The organism is Protofrankia symbiont of Coriaria myrtifolia, assembly GCF_900634755.1.
In the GTDB taxonomy this organism is placed as follows: Bacteria; Actinomycetota; Actinomycetes; order Frankiales; family Frankiaceae; genus Protofrankia; species Protofrankia coriariae.
In genome coordinates, this window is record NZ_CAAAFS010000015.1 from 1 (window position 1) to 20,474 (window position 20,474).

The window sequence follows — 20,474 nt, forward strand, 5'->3', positions numbered from 1 at the left end:
GAGGAACATGACCCGGCGTCCGCACGAGTCACAGACGGCAACCCGTGCGTATGGTTCGTCGTCCCCTGGGACGAGATGTGCCAGCGGTACGATCCCGCCGCACCACGGGCAGGTGAGCCACGGCCCGTCCGCTCCGCATCCTGATGATTCGACATCGAGCGATTCCACGGTAATCACAGTCCCACCACGGGCCTCGTCGCTGCGGGCGAAAAAGCGTCCTCGTGACCACAGCCGGCCGGCCGAGGGACCAAAGACGGAGCGACCATGCCTCTCTCGCGCCGCCGGCAGGCCCAAATCCCCGGGATCATGTCCCGCGCAATGTCCGGCGGCCACCTGTGCCGTGACCACCTGTCCAGCGGCCATCACGTGATGACCGCCTGTCCGGTAGCCGCCTGTCCGGTAGCCAACGCCACGGGACGCCGGGCGGATGGCAGGATGGCCGCGTGGGTTCGGATCAGATACCTTCGGTCACAGTAGATCAACTTCTGGCGACGGTCACGCCGGACGTCGGGCCGCTGCTCCTCGACGTCCGGGAGGCGGAGGAGTGGGACGCGGGGCATATCGCCGGAGCGGTCCACATCCCCATGGGTGAGCTCCTCGAGCGCATCGAAGAGGTGCCGCGCGACCGGGACGTGGTGGTGATCTGCCGCTCCGGGCAGCGTTCGGCCGCGGTCACGGCCTACCTGCACCGCGGCGGCTGGCAGGCCCGCAACCTGGACGGTGGAATGATCGCCTGGGACGCCTCGGGCCGTCCGATGGTGAACAACGCACCGCATCCCCCGGCCGTGATCTGACGGTATCCGGCCGGCTCCCCGTGGCCAGGCCGGCGGCGGGTGCGTCCACAACACTCCTGTCCACAACCGGCGCCATCTCACCGGCACGGGCGCTGGACGGCGGGAAACTGGCGTTATGACCCCCGCCGCGTCAGTGCCGCGTCTCCGACCGCCGGCAGATCATGATCAAGGTCATGCGGATCAAAGCCGTGGAGACCAGGGCCACGCGGAGCCAGGCAGCCGAGGCCGGCGCCGCGGGCGGGGTGGCACCGCGGCTGCCGGCGTCACTGCCCATGGAAGCGCGGCCCACGACGCCACGGCCGACGGGGGCCCGATCCGGAACACCGTGGTCCGCGACACCGTGGTCCGCGGCACCGCGGCGCGAGGTGTCCCGGCCAACGGCCGGGCACGAATCCTGTCAGCGGCTGTTGCGCTCTGCCTCAGCGTGTTTCTTGCCCTGACCGGATGCGGGACGCTCGACGGCGCGGGATCGCCCGCGGGCTCCGGCGGGACGGCCGGCGGACGCGGCCAGGTCGTCACCGTCGGAACCGCCGTCGCCACCCTCCAGTCGATCCCGGTGCACCCGGCCACGACATCGCCGCCGTACCGGCGGGACGAGTTCGGCGCCGCCTGGTCGGACGTCGACGGCAACGGCTGTGACACGCGCAACGACATCCTGCACCGCGACCTGACGCTGGTGACCGTGCGGCGGAACTCGTGCACAGTGCTGACCGGTGAGCTAAGGGATCCGTACACCAACCGGATCGTCCGCTTCGACCGTTCACGGTCCGCGAGCGCCGTCCAGATCGACCATGTGGTGGCGCTGGCGGACGCCTGGCGGACCGGGGCTGCCTTCTGGTCGCCGGACAAGCGGCTGGCGTTCGCCAACGATCCGGAGAACCTGCTTGCCGTCAACGGTCCGACGAACCAGGACAAGAGCGACGACGACGCCGCACAGTGGCTGCCTCCGAACCGGGGATACCGCTGCCAGTACGTGGCCCGGCAGATCGGGGTGAAGGCCCGCTACGGCCTGTGGGTGGACGCGGCCGAGCGGGAAGCAATGATCAAAATCCTGAGCGGCTGCCCGGACCAGCCCGTGCTCGGCACGACGCAGACCCGCTGACGGCCGACCAGCCGACCAGCCGGCCGGTGGGGCTGTCGCGCCCGGTCAGCGATCACGCATCAGATAGATGATCACCGTAACGACCCGGACGATCGCATCCACGTCACACTCGTCACATCAGGCCACCAAGCGAGTACAGTTAACTTTTCTGTTACCAGAAAGACTCTGGCTTCTTCCCGGGATACGTTCGATCAGGCGGAGGCAGTCGAGAACCGACACGGGTGAGGCAGACACGGGTGAGTAGGTGAGGAACCGGTGGGACCGGAGGGGGATCGCCTCGATCTGTTCGACCGGCTACAGATCGGAATGGCGCTCGTCGGTGTAGTCGATAATCTGGTGTGGCGGGTGAACACGGCCGCCTGCCAGATCCTCGGCCGTGGCGAGGCGGAGCTCCTCCACACAGCCTGGGACGCGCTGATCCACCCGGGCGAGCGGGCGAAACGACCGGACGACACGTCACCCCACGCGGTCGGCTGTCGCGATGGCCAGCAGGACGTGATCCGGTTCGTCCGCCCGGACGGCTCGATGGTCCACGCCCTGGCCATCACCACACTCCTGCGGGACGGCTCCGACCCACGGCCCCACCATCTCGTCCAGTTCCAGGACATCACCCGGGAGGTGACCGCCCGCCACCACCTGCGACTGCTGCTGGAGAACGCGCCGGTAACGTTGTTCCTCCTAGACCGGATCGGACGCGTCGAGCACGCCGGAGGCGGGCGGGACGTCGACCATGCGGGCGCCTCGCGGCCGTCGGCGTCCGAGGCCCTCGAAGCCCTCGGCTCCTTCGACACGCCCAGGGGTCCCGACGCCTCCAAGGACATGACCTCCGGGGGGGCGGCCTTCGAGGACGTGACGATCCGGCGCATGGCCCGCCGGGCTGCGCACTCCGGCAAGCGCGTGTCAGGTGTCATCGAGGCGGCTGGACGCCGTTACGACATCCACGCGGTGCCCCTGTCCGCCGCGGACGGCACCGTGACGTCGGTGGCGATGGTCGCCACCGACGTCACCGAGCGCGAGCAGGCACTGGCGGAACTGCGGGTCCGCTCAGCCGAACAGGCGATCGTGGCGGAGCTGGGAGAGCGCTCCCTGCACAACCCCGATCCGCAGCCGCTGTGGCGCGCCGCCGCGCAGATGGTCGCCGACCATCTGCGCGCGGACGCCGTCACCGTGCACGAACTGCCTCCCGGGCACGCCGGGCCGTGCCTGGCCGCGGTCGTTGGGACGCCGCCCGAACCCGGCATCCTGGTCACGTCGGCGCTCGCGACCTGCGGCCCCGTCCACGCCGACCGCCTTCCCACCTTCGACCGCCTCCCCACCTCCGACCGGCAGGACTCGCCGCGGCGGGCAGGCCCGCACAACCAGCTAGGTTTCCGGGACCAGCAGGATTTTCAGGACCAGCAGGGCACGCGCAACGGGCAGGGCCCAGCGCAGCGGCGGGACGACGGCCAGGGGGCGCCCTCCGGTGGACGCTCCGGTCTGGCGATCCCGATCGGCCGGCCCGACGACCCGACCGCGATCCTCACGGTCTACCGCGGCGCGCCGCCGGCCGCGTCCGGCCCTCCCGGCCCGGCCGGCACCTTTCCGGACCGTCTGGAAGGGCCGATCGTGCCCGTGGCAGACGCCACCGGCACGTCCGGCTCCGCCTCCAGCTCCGGCAGCTCCGGCTCGTTCACCGATCGCGAGGTCGAGTTCGTGCGGACGGTCGCAACCGTGCTGAGCGCGGCGGCCATCCGGCACCAGGTCGAACGCGACGCCAACCACCGTGCCCTGCACGACGAGCTCACCGGGCTGGCCAACCGCACCGCGCTGTTCGAGCGGCTCGGCCAGGCCCTGAAGCAGGGCCGTCCGGAGAATGATCATCAAGCCCAGGGCAGGTCGAAGCGGGGCCGATCGAAGCAGAGCTGGCAGCTCCGAACCGGGCTCCTGTTCGTCGACCTCGACGGCTTCAAGGGTGTCAACGACTCGCTGGGGCATCACATCGGCGACCGGCTGCTGTGCGAGGTCGCCACCCGCCTGCGGGGCGCCGTCCGGCCCGGGGACACCGTCGCCCGCCTCTCCGGCGACGAGTTCGCCGTCGTCTGCGAAAAGATCCTGACGGAAACCGCCCTGTGCGCCATCGCCGAACGGGTCGTGAGCGCCCTCTCCGAACCCATGATCCTCGACGGGTGCCAGGTGAGTGTCAGCGCCAGCGTCGGCGTCGCCCTGTCCGGGCCGGACATCCCCGACCCCAGCGGCCTGCTACAGGCCGCCGACATCGCCATGTACGGCGCCAAACACCAGGGCCGCGGCCGCTACCTGCTCTTCGAGGAGAGCATGCGCAACGCGTCCCTGGACAGGCTCACCATCGAGAACGACCTGCGTAACGCTCTCGACACGGACGGCCTCCAGTTGCGCTACCAGTCCGTCGTCAGCCTCGGTGGTGAGGTCGTCGGAGCCGAGGCCCTCCTGCGCTGGCAGCATCCCGAACGCGGCCTGCTGTATCCCGAGGCGTTCCTCCCCCTCGCAGAGGAGACCGGGATAGTCGTCCCGCTGGACCGGTGGGCTCTGCGCACCGCCTGCCACACCGCGGCTGCCTGGGCCGCTGCCTGGGCGGCGGGCCCGCCGCCGGCACGCCGGCCGCACATCAGCGTCAACGTCTCCATCCGCCAGTTCACCGACCCCGGTTTCCTACCCGACCTCGAGGCGCTCCTGCGGATCACCAACGCCGACCACCGGTACCATCTCTGCCTCGAAATCACCGAGAGCGACCTCAGAGACAACGACGAGACCGTCACCGCCGCCCTACAAGCCGTGCACGCCCTCGGCGTCGCCATCCACGTTGACAACTTCGGCACCGGCCATCTGTCCCTCACCCGGCTGCGCGGCCTGCCGCTCGACGGTCTGAAAATCGACCGCCGGTTCATCGGCGGGCTGATCGACGATCCCGCCTCCTACGCCATCGCCGCCGCCGGCATCCAGTTGGCCCACGCCCTCGGCATGACCGCCATCGCGAAGGGGGTGGAGACCCCCGAGCAGCTTGCCGCACTCACCGATCTGCGCTGCGACCTCGTGCAGGGCGACTACTTCGCCCGCCCCGAACCGCGCCTGCCCGCCCGGCAGACAGCCGCCGCCGGCCAGCCGTGACGAGCCGGGTCCACGGCCACGGTCGGCCATGGTCGGCCCCGGCGGCCGCGGCCACCAGCCAGGGATCATGACCTGTGGCCGGGAAATCCGGTCACATCCGCTCGGGCGCGGTGATACCGAGCAGGCCCAGGCCGGTCGCGAGGGCGCGCCGGGTCAGGTCGCACAGGGCGACCCGGCTGGTGCGGACCGGCTCCTCGGCACGGAGAATAGGGCATTTCTCGTAGAAATTCGTGAAAGCGGTCGCCAGGCTGAAAAGATAACCCGCCAGCCGGTGGAACTCGAGCGAGTCGACAATGCCCTCGACCACGTCGCCGAAGCTGAGCAGCTGAACGGCGAGGTGACGTTCCTCGGGCTCGCCGATCCGGATGTCGGCGGCGGCGACCGGATACGTGAGCCCGGCCCGGCGGAACACCGAGCAGATCCTCGCGTGGGCGTACTGCAGATAGGGTGCGGTGTTGCCATCGAAAGCCAGCATGCGGTCCAGGTCGAAGACGTAGTCCTTTGACCGGTCGGTCGAGAGGTCCGCGTACTTCACGGCACCGATCCCGATCGCCTGGGCGACCTGCGCGCGGGTCTGAGCGTCCAACCCGGGATTCTTCACGGCGATGACGTCGGCTGCTCGGGAAACGGCCTGCTCCAACAGGGCGACGAGCTTCACGGAGTCGCCGGCCCGGGTCCGCAGCATCTTGCCGTCGGCGCCCAGGATCGACCCGTGCCCGATGTGCTCGGCCCGCACGGGCGCGCGCAGCCAACCGGCCTCCCGAGCCACCTCGTAGATCATCTCGAAGTGCTGGTACTGCGGCAGCCCCACCACGTAGAGCAGCCGGGTCGCGTGCAGGTCACGGATCCGGTGACGAATCGTCGCCAGATCGGTGGTCGCATACCCGTAACCGCCGTCCCGTTTGCGCACGATGAGCGGCAGGGGCTCATCGTCCCGGTTCTTGAACCCTTCCGGGAAGGCACACAGGGCGCCGTCGCTCAGCCGCAGCAGCCCCAGCTCGGTCAGCTCGTCGACGACCGGGCCCAACTGGTCGTTGTAGGAGCTCTCCCCCCGGAAGTCCGCCTCGGTGAGCAGCACGCCGAGCTGGGAGTAGACGGTCAGGAAGTACTTCTTGGACTCGCCGACCAGCACGTGCCAGAGCCGGCGTGTCGTCGGGTCGCCGGCCTGGAGCCGGACGACCCGTAGCCGGGAACGCTCCTTGAACGCCTCGTCCGCGTCGAACTTCACCCGGGCGGCCCTGTAGAAGGCGTTGAGATCGCCGACGGAAAGCTCGTGGGCGGCCTCGGACTCGCCGATGTCGAGCAGATGCTCGACCAGCATGCCGAACGGCGTGCCCCAGTCCCCGATGTGGTTCTGCCGGACGACCTGATGGCCCAGCCAGCTCAGCAGCCGCACCGCCGCGTCCCCGATGATCGTCGACCGGAGATGGCCGACGTGCATCTCCTTGGCGGCGTTCGGCCCGGAATAGTCGACGACGACCACCTCGGGCTCGGGCACCGGCGCGACGCCGAGCCGCTCGTCGCCGAACACCTCCCCGAGCAGGCGCTCCAGCGCGGACGCGGCCAGGTGCAGGTTGATGAACCCCGGCCCGGCCACCTCGACCGTCTCGCACAGGTCGTCGAGTTCGGCGGCCCGGACCACCTCGGCGGCGATGTCACGCGGATTGCGACGAAGACGGCGGGCCAGTGAGAGGGCCGCGTCCGCCTGGTAGTCCGCTCGCTGCGACCGTCGGATGGCGGGATCGACCTGTTCGCCGGCAACGGCCGTGAAGGCCGCACCCAACCGCTCGTCGAGAAGACGTTCCAGGCTCGTCACGCCCGTGAATCTACCGACTCGGCGCCCGGCCCGGACCGCCGTGCGCGGCCGCACCCACCGATCCGCGCCACGTGCCCGCCGGCCGGGTCCGCGATGCCCACTTCGAGGAGGCTCAGCTTCGAGGAGCTCGAGCGCTCCCGGGCGCGGATCTCAACCATGCTCTCGACGGGACGGGCCGACGGCACCGTGGCGGGTTGTCGGCTATACGTTCCGGTCGGCTTTCGGGACGGGCGCTGTGATGGACGAAGAGGTCCGCGCCGGCCTGTCATGACCGCGGTTACAGCCCACACAGCCCCGGCTGTCGCGGCGGCCCGTGCGGCAGTGGCCGGGATGGAGATCCGATCAGGCCGCGGAGAACACCCCCCGCGATTCCACCGCACCGACTTCTTCGTTTTTGTCGGTTTCGACAGGCCGTCGAGCGAGGCCTGGAAGCGCCAGTCGCAGAATGCGCTTCCACACGCTGGACGTCTGCCGCAGCAACGGTCCGGTGTTGTAGGGAAGACCGAAACGTGCACACAGGGCGCGTACCTCCGGCGCGATCTGGGCATACCGGTTGCTGGGTAGATCGGGAAAAAGGTGGTGTTCGATCTGAAAACTCAGGTTCCCGCTCAGGACATGGAACAACGCAGAGCCCTCGATGTTGACCGAGCCCAACATCTGCCGCAGGTACCACTCACCGCGGGTCTCCCCCTCGATCTGCTCCTCGGTGAAAATCTCGGCCCCTTCCGGGAAGTGACCACAGAAGATAATCATATGAGCCCAGAGGTTGCGGATGGTGTTGGCGGTGAGGTTACCGAACAGAACGGGCAGGAAAGCCGGACCGGCGAGCAGCGGGAAGGCCACATAGTCCTTGAACACCTGACGTCCTCCCTTCCGCAGCGCTGTCGACAGCTGAGCCAGGGTCTCGGCCCAGCTCTTCTCGCCCCGCCAGGCACGTTCGAGTTCGGAGTCGTAGATCGCTATTCCCCACTCGAAGACCATTGCAAGCATCAGGTTGTACAGCGGCTGGGCGAGGTAGACGGGATGCCAGGGCTGCTCCGGGTGGACCCGCAGCGCGCTGTAGCCAATGTCCCGGTCCTTGCCGAGAACGTTCGTATAGGTGTGGTGCACATAGTTGTGGGAATGCTTCCACTGCTCGGCGGGAGACGCGGAGTCCCACTCCCAGGCAGTGGAGTGGATCTCGGGGTCGCGCATCCAGTCCCACTGCCCGTGCAGAACGTTGTGCCCGATCTCCATGTTCTCCAGGATCTTGGCAGTGGCCAGCATCGCGGTGCCCGCCAGCCACGCCGGGGGCAGCAGGGAGGCGAACATGACCGCCCGTCCACCCGCCTCCAGACTCCGCTGAACGGTGATCACCCGGCGGATGTAGCGGGCGTCGTCCTCCCCCAGACCGGCCAGGATCTCCTCGCGGAGCCGGTCGAGCGCACGACCGAACTCCTCGACATCCACAGCGGTGAGCTGGGTCGTGCCTTCCATACGCATCTCTCCTACAGAGTGTCGTCTCTCTCCTACATAGTGTCGTCAACAAGATCGCAACCTCGCGCGGGAACCTCCCGACTACCACCGTGCGCTTCCTCCCGATCGTCGGAGGTCGGGAATGGTGCGAGCTCCGCCCGATACACGGCCGGAAAAACAGATCTTCCCGACCTGCGCCTCATCCGACAGCAGACAGGCCAGTTATTACTAACAGTAGAAAGTCCAATCACTTTAAGCAACATAGATCTTGTCTGCCATGGCCGCTGGCGAGACCGAGGAGTGTCGATGGACGCATTCCACAAGAATTCATTCCCTTTACCTCTATATCGGAATCGACCAGCCCTGTCCGTGCCGCGCATCCGCGGGAGTGAGCCGGGTGTACTGCCGTACGGTGGTGGAATGGGCGACAGACAACTGTGGACGACCGGGGACATCGCTCAGAGACTGGGTATCTCCGTACAACGGGCACGGCTTCTCTCCCGTCGACCGGACTTTCCCGATCCCGCCCAGGAGATCCCCCACTTCAGTCTGTGGCGTGCCTGCGACGTGGAGCTCTGGCTCGTGAACGGTGCGGCCGATCGCGAAACGTAGTCGGCGTTGGTGGGCCACCGGCCGTCATCCACCCGCCTCCAAGGGAATTCCTTCCGCGTGACGGACCCGCGATCCGTCTCGTCCGCCTCGTAACCGGGGACACGCGCCGTGCCGGACGGCCGGCGAGCGGGCCTACGCCGATCCCGAACTCGTCGATCTCATACGGACCGTGACGAATTCATCCGGACGTCCAGGTAGGCGACGCACACGGCGGACGCCGGAGGGTGGAGTGGACAGTGCTGGTCGACGTCGCCTACGGGCTGCTGGGCGCGGGAATGATCATTCTTGCGGCCCTGGTCGCGCGGAGGGTCGGCCTGCCGGCGCCGGTCCTGCTCGTCGCCGTCAGCATCCTGTACGCCGTACTGCCCGGTCCGAACATCACGCTGGACTCCGAGGTCGTCCTCGTCCTGGTCCTGCCGCCGCTGCTGTACTCCGCGGCGCTGAACTCGAGCCTGACGGGGATCCGCGCGAACCTCCGGACCGTGATCTCACTGTCCGTCCTGATGATCATAGCAACCGCTCTGCTCACGGGCTACCTGCTGGCAGCGGTCGTGCCCGGTCTGTCATTCGCGGCCGCCTGCGCTCTCGGCGCCGCGCTGGCTCCGATGGACCCCGTCTCGGCGCTGTCCATCGGACGGCGGCTGGGTCTGCCCGAACGGCTGCGTACCGTGATCGAAGGGGAGAGCCTCCTCAACGACGCGACGGCTCTGACCGTGTACACGGTGGCGGTGGCCGCCCTGGTCGGCGGGGGTTTCGACGTGCCGTCCGTGCTGGGACGGTTCGTCCTGGCCCTCGCCGGGGGTATCGCGTTCGGCCTCGCCGTCGCCTGGATCGTCGGCCTGATCCGTCGCCGGCTGGAGGAACCCGTGGTGGAGACCACTCTTTCGCTGGCAACCCCGTTCCTGGCCTACCTGCCGGCGGAGGCCTCCCACAGCTCCGGTGTCCTCGCCGTGGTGGTCGCGGGCCTGGTCCTGGGCCACCGGTCACGGCGGCTGCAGTCCGGGCCCGCGCGCCTGCACGCCGTGGCCGTCTGGCACCTCGTCGACCTCCTACTGGAGGGATTCGTCTTCCTCCTCATCGGCCAGCAGCTACCCGCCGTCCTCCACAACATCCAGAAGTATCCGGTCAGCACGGTGGTCACCGCGACGACGGTCACGATCGCCTCGATCGTGCTGCTACGCCCCCTGTGGCTGCTGCTGCCCACCCTGCTGCCCGTGCGGCTGCGGATCCTCTCGCCGCACCCGAACCTCGACGGCCGTGAACTGACCGCTCTGTCCTGGACGGGCATGCGCGGGGTGATCTCCCTCGCCGCCGTCTTCGCCCTGCCGCCGTCCGCCGGCAGCGCCCCCTTCCCGCACCACGACCTGCTGCTGTTCTGCGCGTACGTCACGGTGCTGGTCACACTCGTCGGTCAGGGACTCACCTTCGGACCGCTGCTTCGGTGGCTGGGGCTACGACCCGACCTGGGCGAGGACCAGCGCCTGCGCGCACGGGCACGGATCGCGGCGGCGGACGCGGGGCTGCGGGCGCTCGAGTCACTCCAGAACCGCGAGTCGGTCCCCGAGGACATCGTCGAACGACTGCGGAACATCGCGGACATCCGCAGGAGACGGAGCGAGGACATCCTCGCGGCGCTGGCTGTGGACACCACGGCCAGCCCCGCGGCCGAGAGCGCCAGCGCCGTGTTCGGTCACGTCCGCCGAACCATGATCGAGGCGGAGCGGGACGAACTGCTGCTCTGGCGGGACACCGGGAACCTGCCTGACAGCAGCCTCCGGCTGCTGGAGAACGAACTCGATCGCGAGGAGGGGGCGCTGCCGCCGCCCGTGCCCAGGCCCCCGCGCCATGCTGAAACGGCCCCTCAGAGCTGAAACGGCCCCTCAGAGCTGAAACGGCCCCTCAGGTCGCGGCGGACGCACGGCTGGCGTCCGCGCCGCTGGAGACGTTCCGCATACGTTCGCCGCCGCCGTACCAGTCCAGACAGAAGACCGACGCGTCGTCGGCCAGCCTGCCCTTCACGGCTCGCACGATCCTGCCGGTGAGGTCCTGGACGAGTTCCCGTGGATGCAGACCCCGCGTCTCGACCAGCACCACGGGCAGATCGACCCGTGCGGCGTTACGCTCCACGATACCGTCGGTGACCAGCACCAGCCGATCACCGGGCCGCAGCCGAAGGCTGTGCGTACGGTAACGAGTCTCCGCGAACATGCCGAACGGCGGATCCGCCGGAAAGGACACCGTCTTCGCAACACCGTCCCGCAGACGGTAGAACGGCACATGCCCGGCGTTCACCACGCTGACGACCCCGGTGGACAGATCGACCTGCAGCAGCAGACCGGTGACGAACTGGTCGGGCCGAATGTGCGCCGCCATCATCGTGTTCGCCCGCACGACCTGCTCTGCGAGATCCCCGCCACCACGGCGGACGTTGCGCAGGCTACCCACCAGCAAGGTCGCCAGCAGCGCCGCCGCCAGCTCGTGTCCCATCGCGTCGGTGAGTGACACATACAGCTGGGAACGCCCGAAGCTGTAGTCGAAGGTGTCCCCTGCCACGGATTCCGCGGGCTCCACCCAGCCGGCCACCGTCGCCTGCGCACCCTCACAGGTGAACGACTCCGGCAGCAACCGCCGTTGGATCTCCGCCGCCAGCCCGAGCGGGACGGAACGCTGGCCCCACTCGAACAGATCCGTGTACCGCCGGTTCGTAATCACAATGTAGGCCAGGGCATGCCCCGTGCCGGCGACGGTCTCGACAGCATCCTCGGTGGCACCGGCAGGCAGGTGCGCCTCGAGCACCCCGATCGCCTCGCCGCGGGCTGTAACCGGCACATACACACTCGTCCGGGCCGAGGATCGGCACACCCGCACCCGCTGTGTCCGCAACACCCGCCCGTGGACGGTGCCGTCCACCGACACCCGTTCCATCGTGTTTCCGCCCGCCCCATCCCCACTGGGAAACCGCGCCAGGTAACCGCCCGCATAGTCCGCAATCAGGAAGGAGACCTCAAGCGCGCCGATCATCCGGGTCAACTCACCTGCCACCGCGTGCACCGCGTCGGCGGGCGCGGCACGCTCCACGGCCGTCAGCAGCTCCCGTAAATCGACCGTTCCAGAAGGTGCCACTCCTCTCACGCTAGTCAGCGCCGCGGTAACCGGCACGCCAGGCTACCGGGCTCACACCTTCAGCTGGTGGTTTAACCTCTTCCGGTCACACTTCGTGACAGGTGATGGTAATCTGAGATGCTCCGGTGTGTCACCATGGCACGAAACAACCTCCTGTTGAGGATTGCTTCCCATCAAAACGCTATGATCAAACAGAAGGACGCTACGGGCGTCCGAAGCGAAGCTGCCCAAAGGGCAGCAAGCCACCCCAACCACAAAACCGTGGGGGGTGCCGGGGGGCTCGGCCCCCCGGCAGACATCCCGGCCCCCCGGGGAAGCCCCCGCAAGGGGGCGACCAGCGCGAGCCAGCTCGTGGGCGAGGGGGGAGTTGAACCCCCACGTCCGTCAGGACACACGGACCTGAACCGTGCGCGTCTGCCATTCCGCCACTCGCCCGAGTGCGACTATCACGCTATCACGCGATCCACACCGCCCGAGCCGTGGGCGGCGCTCAACCGGAAGCATACGATCTCAGTGCCGGTAGCAGGCCGGGGGGAGGAGGGGAGGCCGAGATGGGCGTGCTACAGCGCTTTGAGCGTCGCCTGGGCGGCCTCGTCGAGGGCGCGTTCGCCAAGGTCTTCAAGGGCGGTGTCGAGCCGGTCGAGATCGCAAGCGCGTTGGCTCGTGAGACCGATGACCGGCGCGCCAGCAGCGCGAACCGGGTGCTCGTCCCGAACGAGTTCGCGGTCGAGCTTGCCACCAGCGACTTCGCCCGGCTCGCTCCTTATACGCGAGCGCTTTGTGACGAGCTGGCCGAGATGGTTCGGGAGCATGCCGCTGAGCAGCGGTACACGTTCGTGGGGCCGGTGGGGGTGCGGCTGGCCGAGGCTGACGATCTGGATGTCGGGGTGTTCCGTATCCGTAGCAGTGTTGCCGCGACGGATCCCGGCGCGGTGGCTGGCAGGCGTGCGGCGGGGCGGTCGCGGCCGATGCCGCCGGGAGCGCCTCGGCTTGTCGTCTCGACCAAGCCGGGGCCTGATGGCCGGGGCAGCGGGGAGGAGCGTGAATACCCGCTGGACATTGAGGTCACGGTCATTGGGCGCAGCGTCGAATGTGATATCCGTCTCAATGACACCGGGGTGTCCCGCCAGCACGGCGAGGTGCGTCGGATGCCCGACGGACAGTTCGTCTATATCGATCATGGTTCGACCAACGGGAGCATCGTCAACGGCCGGGCCGCCAGTCAGGTGAAGCTCGTCAACGGTGACCAGATCGAGCTGGGCGCGACGATCCTGACCTTCCGGCGGGACGATCCACGGGGCGCTGACAGGGGCCGGGCCGCCGGGCGTGTCCCGGCGGGCGCGCAGGCTCCCGCGGGCGCGCCGCCGGGCCCGGCGGGCGCGTATCCTTCCGTCCCGGTGCCGCCGACTCCACCTGGTGACCCGCGGGCCCGGCCTGCCGAGCCCCGCCGCGGTGATCCGCGCCATGGCGTCCCTCCCGGCTCCCCTGGCGGCTACCCGCCTTCGCCCCCGCCGGCGGATCCCTACCGGGGCGACCCGTACCGTGGTGGCGATCCCTATCGGGGCGAGCCGCGGCGTGGCGGTTCGCCCGGCGGCTACCCGCCCGCGCCGGCGGGTCCGTATCGTGACGATCCGTATCGTGACGACCCGCGTAGAGGTGGCCCCCCTGGCGGCTATCCGGCCCCGCCCGCGGAACCGCCGTACCAGGGCGGTGGACGCCCGGGCAGAGGTCAGCCCGCGGGAGGTCGACCGGGGGATCCGTATGGTGGCGGTTCCCGCTACGACGACCCGTACGGGGAGAGGGAGGGCCAGTATCGTGGCGGCAACCCGTACGACCAGTTCGGCGGCCGGCCTCCCGGTACTCCGCCGAGCGGCTACGGCCCGGGTACACCGCCGGGCACGCCTGCCGCGGGTGCGCCCGGTCGTGGCGGCCAGCCCGGCTACCGCGACGGCCAGCCCGGCTACGGCGACCCACGGCAGGGCGACCCACGGCGCGGTGCCGCGCCAGTGCGGCCGGACGACGCCGACCTGTACGAGCAGGAGACTCAGCGTCCGGGCCGGGTCCCCCCTGGGGAGGGCCGGCGTCCACCGGAGCGGGATCCCCACGGTGACCGTCCCGCCGGGCCGGGAGCAGCGGATCCGGACGAGCGCGCCTGGTAGGACGCCGTGAGCGGATCCGGACCCAGCGACCTGGTCCTCCTGGTCGTGAAAATCAGCTTCCTGGCGCTGTTGTGGCTGTTCGTGCTGGCTGCTGTCCGTGCGGTGCGCGCGGACATGTTCGGGCCGACGAAGCGTCAACGGCAGAGCGTTCAGGGGCTGGGCCGTCCAACGCCCGCGCAGCCGGCGTCGGCGCACCCGGCCCGGCCGGCAGCGCCACCCGCTGGGCCGCAGAATGCGTCTCCCAGCCGGCGGGCGCGCACACCGAGCAAGCTGGTCGTCACGAAGGGGCATCTCGCGGGGACGATTCTTCCGCTCGGACCGACGCCTGTCACCATCGGACGTGCGCAGGACTCGACTCTGGTGCTGGAGGACGACTTCGCATCCGCGAGACATGCAAGACTCGTCCCCCACGACGGCCAGTGGTTCGTCGAAGATCTGGGCTCGACCAACGGTACTTACCTCGACCGCACGAAAGTGACCAGTCCCATGCCGGTTCCTCTCGGCGCGCCGGTCAGGATCGGGAAAACCGTCCTGGAGCTTCACCGGTGAGCCTTAGGCTTCACTACGCCGTTCGCTCGGACGTCGGCCACGTCCGAGAAGGCAACGAAGATTCCGCCTACGCGGGCGCTCGGCTACTGGCCGTGGCCGACGGTATGGGCGGTCACGCGGCCGGGGAGGTCGCCTCCTCCACCGTGATCTCCCAGCTGGCCGCTCTGGACGACGACGTCGCCAGCGGTGCGGTCCTGGAGGTGCTGACCGAATCGGTGCACCAGGCCAACAACCAGCTGCGTGAGATGTCCGTCAAGGACGGGTCGCTGGAGGGTATGGGCACCACGGTCACCGCCCTGTTGCTCGCGGGGAGCCATCTCGGTGTGCTGCACGTCGGCGACTCCCGGGCGTATCTGCTGCGGCACCAGGTGCTCAACCAGGTGACGCACGATCACACGCTGGTGCAGGATCTCGTCGACCAGGGGCGGATCACGGCCGAGCAGGCGGACACGCATCCCCAACGGTCGTTACTGATGCGTGCGCTCGACGGCCGCGACGTCGAGCCGGACCTGTCCGTCCGGGAGGCGATCCCGGACGACCGCTATCTGCTGTGCACCGACGGACTGTCCGGCGTTGTGACGGAAATCACCATCCGTGAGGCGCTGCTGCTACCGACGCCTCAGGAGGCCGTCGACCGGCTGGTCGAACTCGCTCTCAAGGGCGGCGGGCCGGACAACATCACCGTTGTCGTCGCCGACATCGTCGAGGACGACGCCGATGACGATGCCCGCCCGCTCGTGGCCGGCGCCGCCGCGGAGAAGCAGACCGTGCCGGGAGCCTTGGCCGCCCGTACCGGGCCGAATCCCCGGTACGGCGATCAGGACTCCCCGGCCGCCAGGGGCGCGCGGATCGGCCGGCACAGCCCCACCCCGCCGCGTGCCGAGGGTTCCGACAGCGTGGTGGACGAGGATTCGCCGCCGCTCGCCCGCCGGCCGCCGCCCCGACCGGCGTTCATCATCCTGTGCACGGTGATCGTCCTGACCATCGCGACCGTCTGGGGCTGGTTCTACCTGCACAGCCGGTACTACGTCGGGGTCGACGGCGAACAGGTAGCGATCTTCGAGGGTGTCGAGGGGAGTATCGCCGGCTTCTCCCTGCACCGGCTCAAGGAGCACTCCCTACCGCTGAGCGAGCTCAACGACGACGGGCGCCTGCAGGTGGAGGACGGCTACTCGGCCAGCAGCCTCACCGAGATCCGCGACTATGTCGAGCGGCTGCGGACGCAGTTCGCCGTCACGCACCCGGCCGACCCCACCGGGGCCCCGACGGCGGCACCGACGCCGCTGACGGTGACCGCCACGGCGCAGGCGGGCGCCGGCGGGGAGAAGAACACCGGGGATGCCCAGGCTCCCCTGGGCGTTGCCACCACCGCCCCGGCGCTCTGTGCCACCGCCCCTGGCCCGAACTGCGTCCCGCCCATCCCAGCGGCCCCGTCGGTCCCGACATCTGGATGACGCCGACAGGATGACTGTTCTCCCTCCGCTTCGCGGCAAGGCGGTCGATCTCACGGGAACCTTCGCCCGGTTCCCGGTACCGGCCGGTGTCCACCTGCCGCCGTACCGTCGGCGAGAACTCTTCCTGCTGTTGTTCGCCGGCCTGCTCGCCACCGCTGCCCTGGCGGCTGTCGTGCTCGCCGCCGACGGAAAGATCACCGCGTCGGTGTTCGTCTACGGCCTGGGCTTCAGCGCGCTGTGGGGGATTGCCCACCTGGCCGTGCGCCGGTTCGCGCCGGCCGCCGACCCGATACTGCTGCCGCTGGTCGCGGCCCTCAACGGCCTCGGCCTCGTCATGATCTACCGGCTGGACCTGGCCAAGATGGATGCCGCCGAGAAAGCCGGCAGGAAGGTACCAGCCGGCGTCGCACCGTTACAGATGGTGTGGACGCTGCTCGCGCTCGTCGTCTTCGTGCTGGTGCTGGCGGTCATCCGGGACCACAAGACGCTGTCGCGCTACGCCTACACGGCGGGGCTGGTCGGCCTGGTCTTCCTGGTGCTGCCCGCGATGCCGGTGTTCGGCGCGACCATCAACGGCGCCCGGCTGTGGCTGCGGGTCGGGCCGTTCACCTTCCAGCCCAGCGAGATCTCGAAGATCATTTTAATGATCTTCTTCGCCGGCTACCTGGTGAACAAACGCGAGGTCCTCTCCGTGGTCTCCCGCTCCTTCCTCGGAATCCACTTCCCGCGCGCCCGGGACCTCGGCCCGGTGCTCGTCGCCTGGCTCGCGAGCCTCGGCGTCCTCGTCGTCGAGAAGGACCTCGGCTCGTCCCTGCTCTTCTTCGGCATGTTCCTGGTGATCCTCTACGTCGCGACCGAACGGGCGTCCTGGGCGCTCATCGGGCTCGGCCTGTTCTCGCTCGGCGCGGTCATCTCCTACCAGTTGTTCGGGCACGTCCAGGTCCGGGTGGACGGCTGGCTACACGCGTTCGACGGTGACAATCCCACCAGCACCTCGTTCCAGCTGGTGCAGGGCCTGTTCGGGTTCGCCGCCGGCGGGATCACCGGCACCGGGCTCGGGCAGGGCAGCCCGCAGCGGGTCCCCTTCGCCAACACCGACTTCATCGTCGCGAGTATCGGTGAGGAACTCGGCCTCGCCGGAATCATGGCTATCCTCGTCATCTACGGACTGGTCGTCACCCGCGGCCTGCGGGCCGCGCTCGGCGCCCGTGACCCGTTCGGCAAGATGCTCGCGACCGGCCTTGCCGCCTCGTTCGCCCTCCAGGTGTTCGTGCAGGTCGGCGGTGTCATGCGGCTCATCCCGCTGACCGGTCTGACCCTGCCCTTCATCTCCTACGGAGGCTCTTCGATCGTCTCGAACGCGGCCATCATCGCGCTGCTGCTGCGGATCAGCGACTCCTACCGCAGGCCCGACCCGGCCACCCCGGCCGCGCCGCTGTTCGACCCGAACGCCGTCGCCGACAGCCCCACCCAGGCGGTGCGGACGACGTGAACGCACCCATCCGCAAGGTTGCCGTCGCCTGCCTGGTGCTGTTCACCGCCCTGCTGGTCAACGCCAACTGGCTGCAGGCGAAGCAGGCTGGTGAACTGCGTCACGAGCCGAACAACGCCCGCCAGATCACCGAACGGCTCGAACGGGAGCGCGGCTGGATCGGTGTGGCCGGCGGGCAGGCGATCGCGAGCTCGGTGCCGTCCGACGACGAGTACAAGTACCAGCGGCAGTACCCGGCCGGGAAGCTGTATTCCGCCGTCGCCGGCTACTACGGTCTGTACACTTCCGCGGGCCTGGAGCGCTCCCAGAACGACTTCCTCTCCGGAGAGGACGACCGCCTGTTCGTTTCCAAGGTTTCCGACCTGGTGACCGGACGCAAACAACGGGGTGGCAGTATCGTCACCACGCTGGTACCCCGGATCCAACAAATCGCGACCACCGCGCTCGGCAACCGTAAGGGGGCGGTCGTGGCGCTCGACCCGAAGACCGGCGAGATCCTTGCGATGGTGACCAGTCCGACATACGACCCGACGCCGCTGGCCAGCCACGACGAGGCCGCGGTCGGCAAAGCTGCCCAGGCGCTCAACACCGACCCGGACAAGCCGCTGCTCAACCGCGCGACCCAGGAGACCTATCCGCCCGGCTCCACCTTCAAGGTGATCACCGCGGCGGCCGCGCTCAACGCCGGCCGTCAGCTCGAGGAACGCATCGCCGCGCCCGACACGCTCCCCCTGCCGCAGAGCCGGACCGTGCTGCCGAACTTCGACAACGAACGCTGCGGGGACGGCCAGACAGACACCTTCATCCACGCCCTGACGATCTCCTGCAACACGGCGTTCGCCCAGCTCGGCATGGATCTCACCGACGACACCCTGCGCGCCCAGGCCGAGGCCTTCGGTTTCAACTCCACCATTCCCGACTTCCCCCTGCCGCTGGTGCCCAGCGTGTACCCGCCCCAGCAGCTCGACGGGGCACAGACCGCGCAGTCCGCCATCGGGCAGTTCGACGACCGGGTCACCCCGCTGCAGATGGCCCAGGTCGCCGCCGCCATCGGCAACAACGGGGTGATGATGCGGCCGTACATCGTCTCCGAACTGCTCGGCCCGGACCTCAAAGCGATCAGCCGCACCGAGCCGGAGGTCTACAAACGCCCCGTGAGCCCGGACGTCGCAGCCGACCTGAACACGATGATGCAGAGCGTGGTCAGCAACGGCACCGGTAGCAAGGCGCGGATCCCCGGTATCGCCGTCGCCGGCAAGACCGGCACCGCCGAACACGGTGACAACGAGCCCCCGCACGCCTGGTTCATCGGCTTCGCGCCCGCCGCCAACCCGAGCGTGGCCGTCGCGGTCGTGGTCGAGGACGGCGGCGGGGAGCTCGGCACCGGCGGCGCGGTCGCCGCGCCCGTGGCCCAGCAGGTCATGAAGGCAGCATTGGACGTTCGACAGTGACCGGCCCACCACCGCCAGGCGTCCCGGGGCCGGGCCCGGGCCTGCCGGGATCGGGCGTTCCAGCACCGCGGGTTCCCCCGGGACCGGGCGTTGCGGCGCAGGGCGGGCCGGCCGTGCCGCCCGGCGCGCCCGCCTCGTCACCGGCCGCCGCGCAGCCGTTCGGCGCCTCGCCAAAGGGCATCGTCCTCGACGGCCGCTACCTCCTCGAGGGACGTATCGCCACCGGCGGGATGGGCGAGGTGTGGCGGGGCCTCGACCGCACCCTCGGGCGTCCCGTCGCCGTCAAGCTGCTGCGCCCGGAGTACGCCAGCGACGAGCTGTTCCTGGTCCGCTTCCGCGGCGAGGCCCGGCACGCCGCCCGGGTGTCGCATCCGGGTGTGGCGTCCGTCTACGACTACGGCGAGGTCGTCACCGATGGTGATCGTCCGACCGCCTATCTGGTGATGGAGCTGGTCGAGGGCGAGCCCCTGTCGGCGTTGCTGCACCGGGAGAAGCGCCTGTCCCCGGAGAAGACCCTGGACGTGCTCGGGCAGGCCGCCGACGCCCTGCAGGCCGCGCACACCCTGGGCGTCGTGCACCGGGACGTCAAGCCCGGCAACCTGCTGCTGCGAACCGACGGCGCGATCAAGGTCACCGACTTCGGGATCGCACGCGCGGTGGACGCCGCGCCGCTGACCGCCACCGGGATCATGATGGGCACCGCCTACTACGTCTCCCCCGAGCAGGCCTCCGGCCGGACGGTGACCCCGGCCAGCGACGTGTACTCCCTCGGCGTGGTGGCCTACGAGTGCCTGGCCGGCCGGCGGCCCTTCGACGACCGCAACCCGATCGTGGTCGTGATGGCGCACCAGCAGGACGACCCCCCGCCGCTGCCGCCCGACGTCCCCGAGCCGGTGCGCAACCTCGTCCAGGCGGCGATGGCCAAGGACCCGGCCCAGCGGCCGTCGTCGGCCGGCTCGTTCGCCCGCACCGCCGCCACGATCCGTCGCAACCTGTGGAACGCGGACATGACCCGCCGGGCCGGCGGGCCGGCGCCCGCGCCCCGGCCGGACCCCGCCGGGGATTCCACCGGGCGGTGGCCCGGACCGACGGGAGCACCCGGGCCGGGCACGGGCGGGGCGGGGACCGACGGGGATCGGCCACCGTCCTGGACCCGCCGGCACACCCGGGACGACAGCTTCCCCGAGGACAACCGGCCGTATCGGGACGCCCGGCCGTCCTGGGACGCCGGCGCCGCCCACGACGGCCGTCAGCCTGGCCAGGAACCGCCGGGGACGTCGGCGGGCACGCCCCCGGGCGCCTGGGACACCCCGCCCCGGCCGCCCACGTCCGGCGGCGGATACC

13 protein-coding genes and 1 tRNA gene are annotated in these 20,474 nt (G+C 69.7%); 10 read left to right on the top strand and 4 right to left on the bottom strand.

Translation table 11 applies throughout. The features are described 5' to 3' along the window. Positions 1–443 precede the first annotated feature (443 nt). The 3 genes from CM1CMNOD_RS00520 to CM1CMNOD_RS00530 all read left to right on the top strand — a co-directional run bounded on the left by CM1CMNOD_RS00520 (position 444) and on the right by CM1CMNOD_RS00530 (position 5,019). The gene (locus tag CM1CMNOD_RS00520; protein ID WP_013871733.1) at positions 444–794 is read left to right on the top strand and encodes a rhodanese-like domain-containing protein; all 351 of its coding nucleotides are present in this window, start codon (positions 444–446) and stop codon (positions 792–794) included. Between the two features lie 325 nt (positions 795–1,119). Further along, on the top strand, positions 1,120–1,896 hold the full coding sequence (locus tag CM1CMNOD_RS00525) for an HNH endonuclease family protein (protein ID WP_013871734.1): 777 nt from the start codon (positions 1,120–1,122) through the stop codon (positions 1,894–1,896). 255 nt (positions 1,897–2,151) lie between these two features. Then, positions 2,152–5,019 (top strand): sensor domain-containing protein, encoded by a 2,868-nt coding sequence (locus CM1CMNOD_RS00530; protein ID WP_013871735.1) that lies wholly within the window; start codon positions 2,152–2,154, stop codon positions 5,017–5,019. A gap of 91 nt (positions 5,020–5,110) precedes the next feature. Here CM1CMNOD_RS00530 and argS read toward each other — a convergent pair whose 3' ends face one another. Both argS and CM1CMNOD_RS00540 read right to left on the bottom strand, forming a co-directional pair. After that, entirely contained in the window at positions 5,111–6,835 is a 1,725-nt protein-coding gene (gene argS / locus CM1CMNOD_RS00535; RefSeq protein ID WP_043602701.1) for an arginine--tRNA ligase, read from the bottom strand. Between the two features lie 342 nt (positions 6,836–7,177). Then, positions 7,178–8,311 (bottom strand): fatty acid desaturase family protein, encoded by a 1,134-nt coding sequence (locus CM1CMNOD_RS00540; RefSeq protein WP_013871737.1) that lies wholly within the window; start codon positions 8,309–8,311, stop codon positions 7,178–7,180. An 827-nt stretch (positions 8,312–9,138) separates the two neighbouring features. On the opposite strand from CM1CMNOD_RS00540, the gene CM1CMNOD_RS00550 reads away from it, so the two are divergent. Continuing rightward, entirely contained in the window at positions 9,139–10,773 is a 1,635-nt protein-coding gene (locus tag CM1CMNOD_RS00550) for a Na+/H+ antiporter (RefSeq protein ID WP_013871739.1), read from the top strand. A 28-nt stretch (positions 10,774–10,801) separates the two neighbouring features. Here CM1CMNOD_RS00550 and CM1CMNOD_RS00555 read toward each other — a convergent pair whose 3' ends face one another. Together CM1CMNOD_RS00555 and CM1CMNOD_RS00560 are read right to left on the bottom strand one after the other, a co-directional pair. Further along, positions 10,802–12,025, bottom strand: a complete 1,224-nt coding sequence (locus tag CM1CMNOD_RS00555; protein WP_131771993.1) for a PP2C family protein-serine/threonine phosphatase — start codon at positions 12,023–12,025, stop codon at positions 10,802–10,804. A gap of 352 nt (positions 12,026–12,377) precedes the next feature. Then, a tRNA-Leu gene (locus CM1CMNOD_RS00560) sits at positions 12,378–12,460 on the bottom strand. 116 nt (positions 12,461–12,576) lie between these two features. Between CM1CMNOD_RS00560 and CM1CMNOD_RS21325 the strand changes: the two genes are divergently transcribed. From CM1CMNOD_RS21325 to CM1CMNOD_RS00595, 6 genes are all read left to right on the top strand, one after another. Continuing rightward, entirely contained in the window at positions 12,577–14,184 is a 1,608-nt protein-coding gene (locus CM1CMNOD_RS21325) for a DUF3662 and FHA domain-containing protein (RefSeq protein WP_013871741.1), read from the top strand. Positions 14,185–14,190: 6 nt separating this feature from the next. Continuing rightward, positions 14,191–14,733: an FHA domain-containing protein FhaB/FipA gene (locus CM1CMNOD_RS00570; RefSeq protein ID WP_013871742.1), complete on the top strand. Its 543-nt coding sequence runs from the start codon at positions 14,191–14,193 to the stop codon at positions 14,731–14,733. Beyond that, positions 14,730–16,187: a PP2C family protein-serine/threonine phosphatase gene (locus CM1CMNOD_RS00575; RefSeq protein ID WP_013871743.1), complete on the top strand. Its 1,458-nt coding sequence runs from the start codon at positions 14,730–14,732 to the stop codon at positions 16,185–16,187. The genes CM1CMNOD_RS00570 and CM1CMNOD_RS00575 overlap by 4 nt, the downstream gene beginning before the upstream one ends. Before the next feature lie 10 nt (positions 16,188–16,197). Further along, positions 16,198–17,679 carry an FtsW/RodA/SpoVE family cell cycle protein gene (locus tag CM1CMNOD_RS00580; RefSeq protein ID WP_013871744.1) on the top strand — a complete coding sequence of 494 codons (1,482 nt, stop codon included), beginning with the start codon at positions 16,198–16,200 and terminating at the stop codon, positions 17,677–17,679. After that, the gene (locus tag CM1CMNOD_RS00585) at positions 17,676–19,130 is read left to right on the top strand and encodes a peptidoglycan D,D-transpeptidase FtsI family protein (protein ID WP_013871745.1); all 1,455 of its coding nucleotides are present in this window, start codon (positions 17,676–17,678) and stop codon (positions 19,128–19,130) included. The genes CM1CMNOD_RS00580 and CM1CMNOD_RS00585 overlap by 4 nt, the downstream gene beginning before the upstream one ends. Positions 19,131–19,243: 113 nt before the next feature. Next, a partial coding sequence (locus CM1CMNOD_RS00595) for a serine/threonine-protein kinase (RefSeq protein ID WP_242625421.1) occupies positions 19,244–20,474 on the top strand: 1,231 nt, incomplete at its 3' end.

Excerpts from the sequence above, each read along its gene's own strand:
- CM1CMNOD_RS00540 (WP_013871737.1), bottom strand. The coding sequence starts at position 8,311 with ATGGAAGGCACGACCCAGCTCACCGCTGTGGATGTCGAGGAGTTCGGT.
- CM1CMNOD_RS21325 (WP_013871741.1), top strand. The coding sequence starts at position 12,577 with ATGGGCGTGCTACAGCGCTTTGAGCGTCGCCTGGGCGGCCTCGTCGAG.
- CM1CMNOD_RS00580 (WP_013871744.1), top strand. The coding sequence starts at position 16,198 with ATGACTGTTCTCCCTCCGCTTCGCGGCAAGGCGGTCGATCTCACGGGA.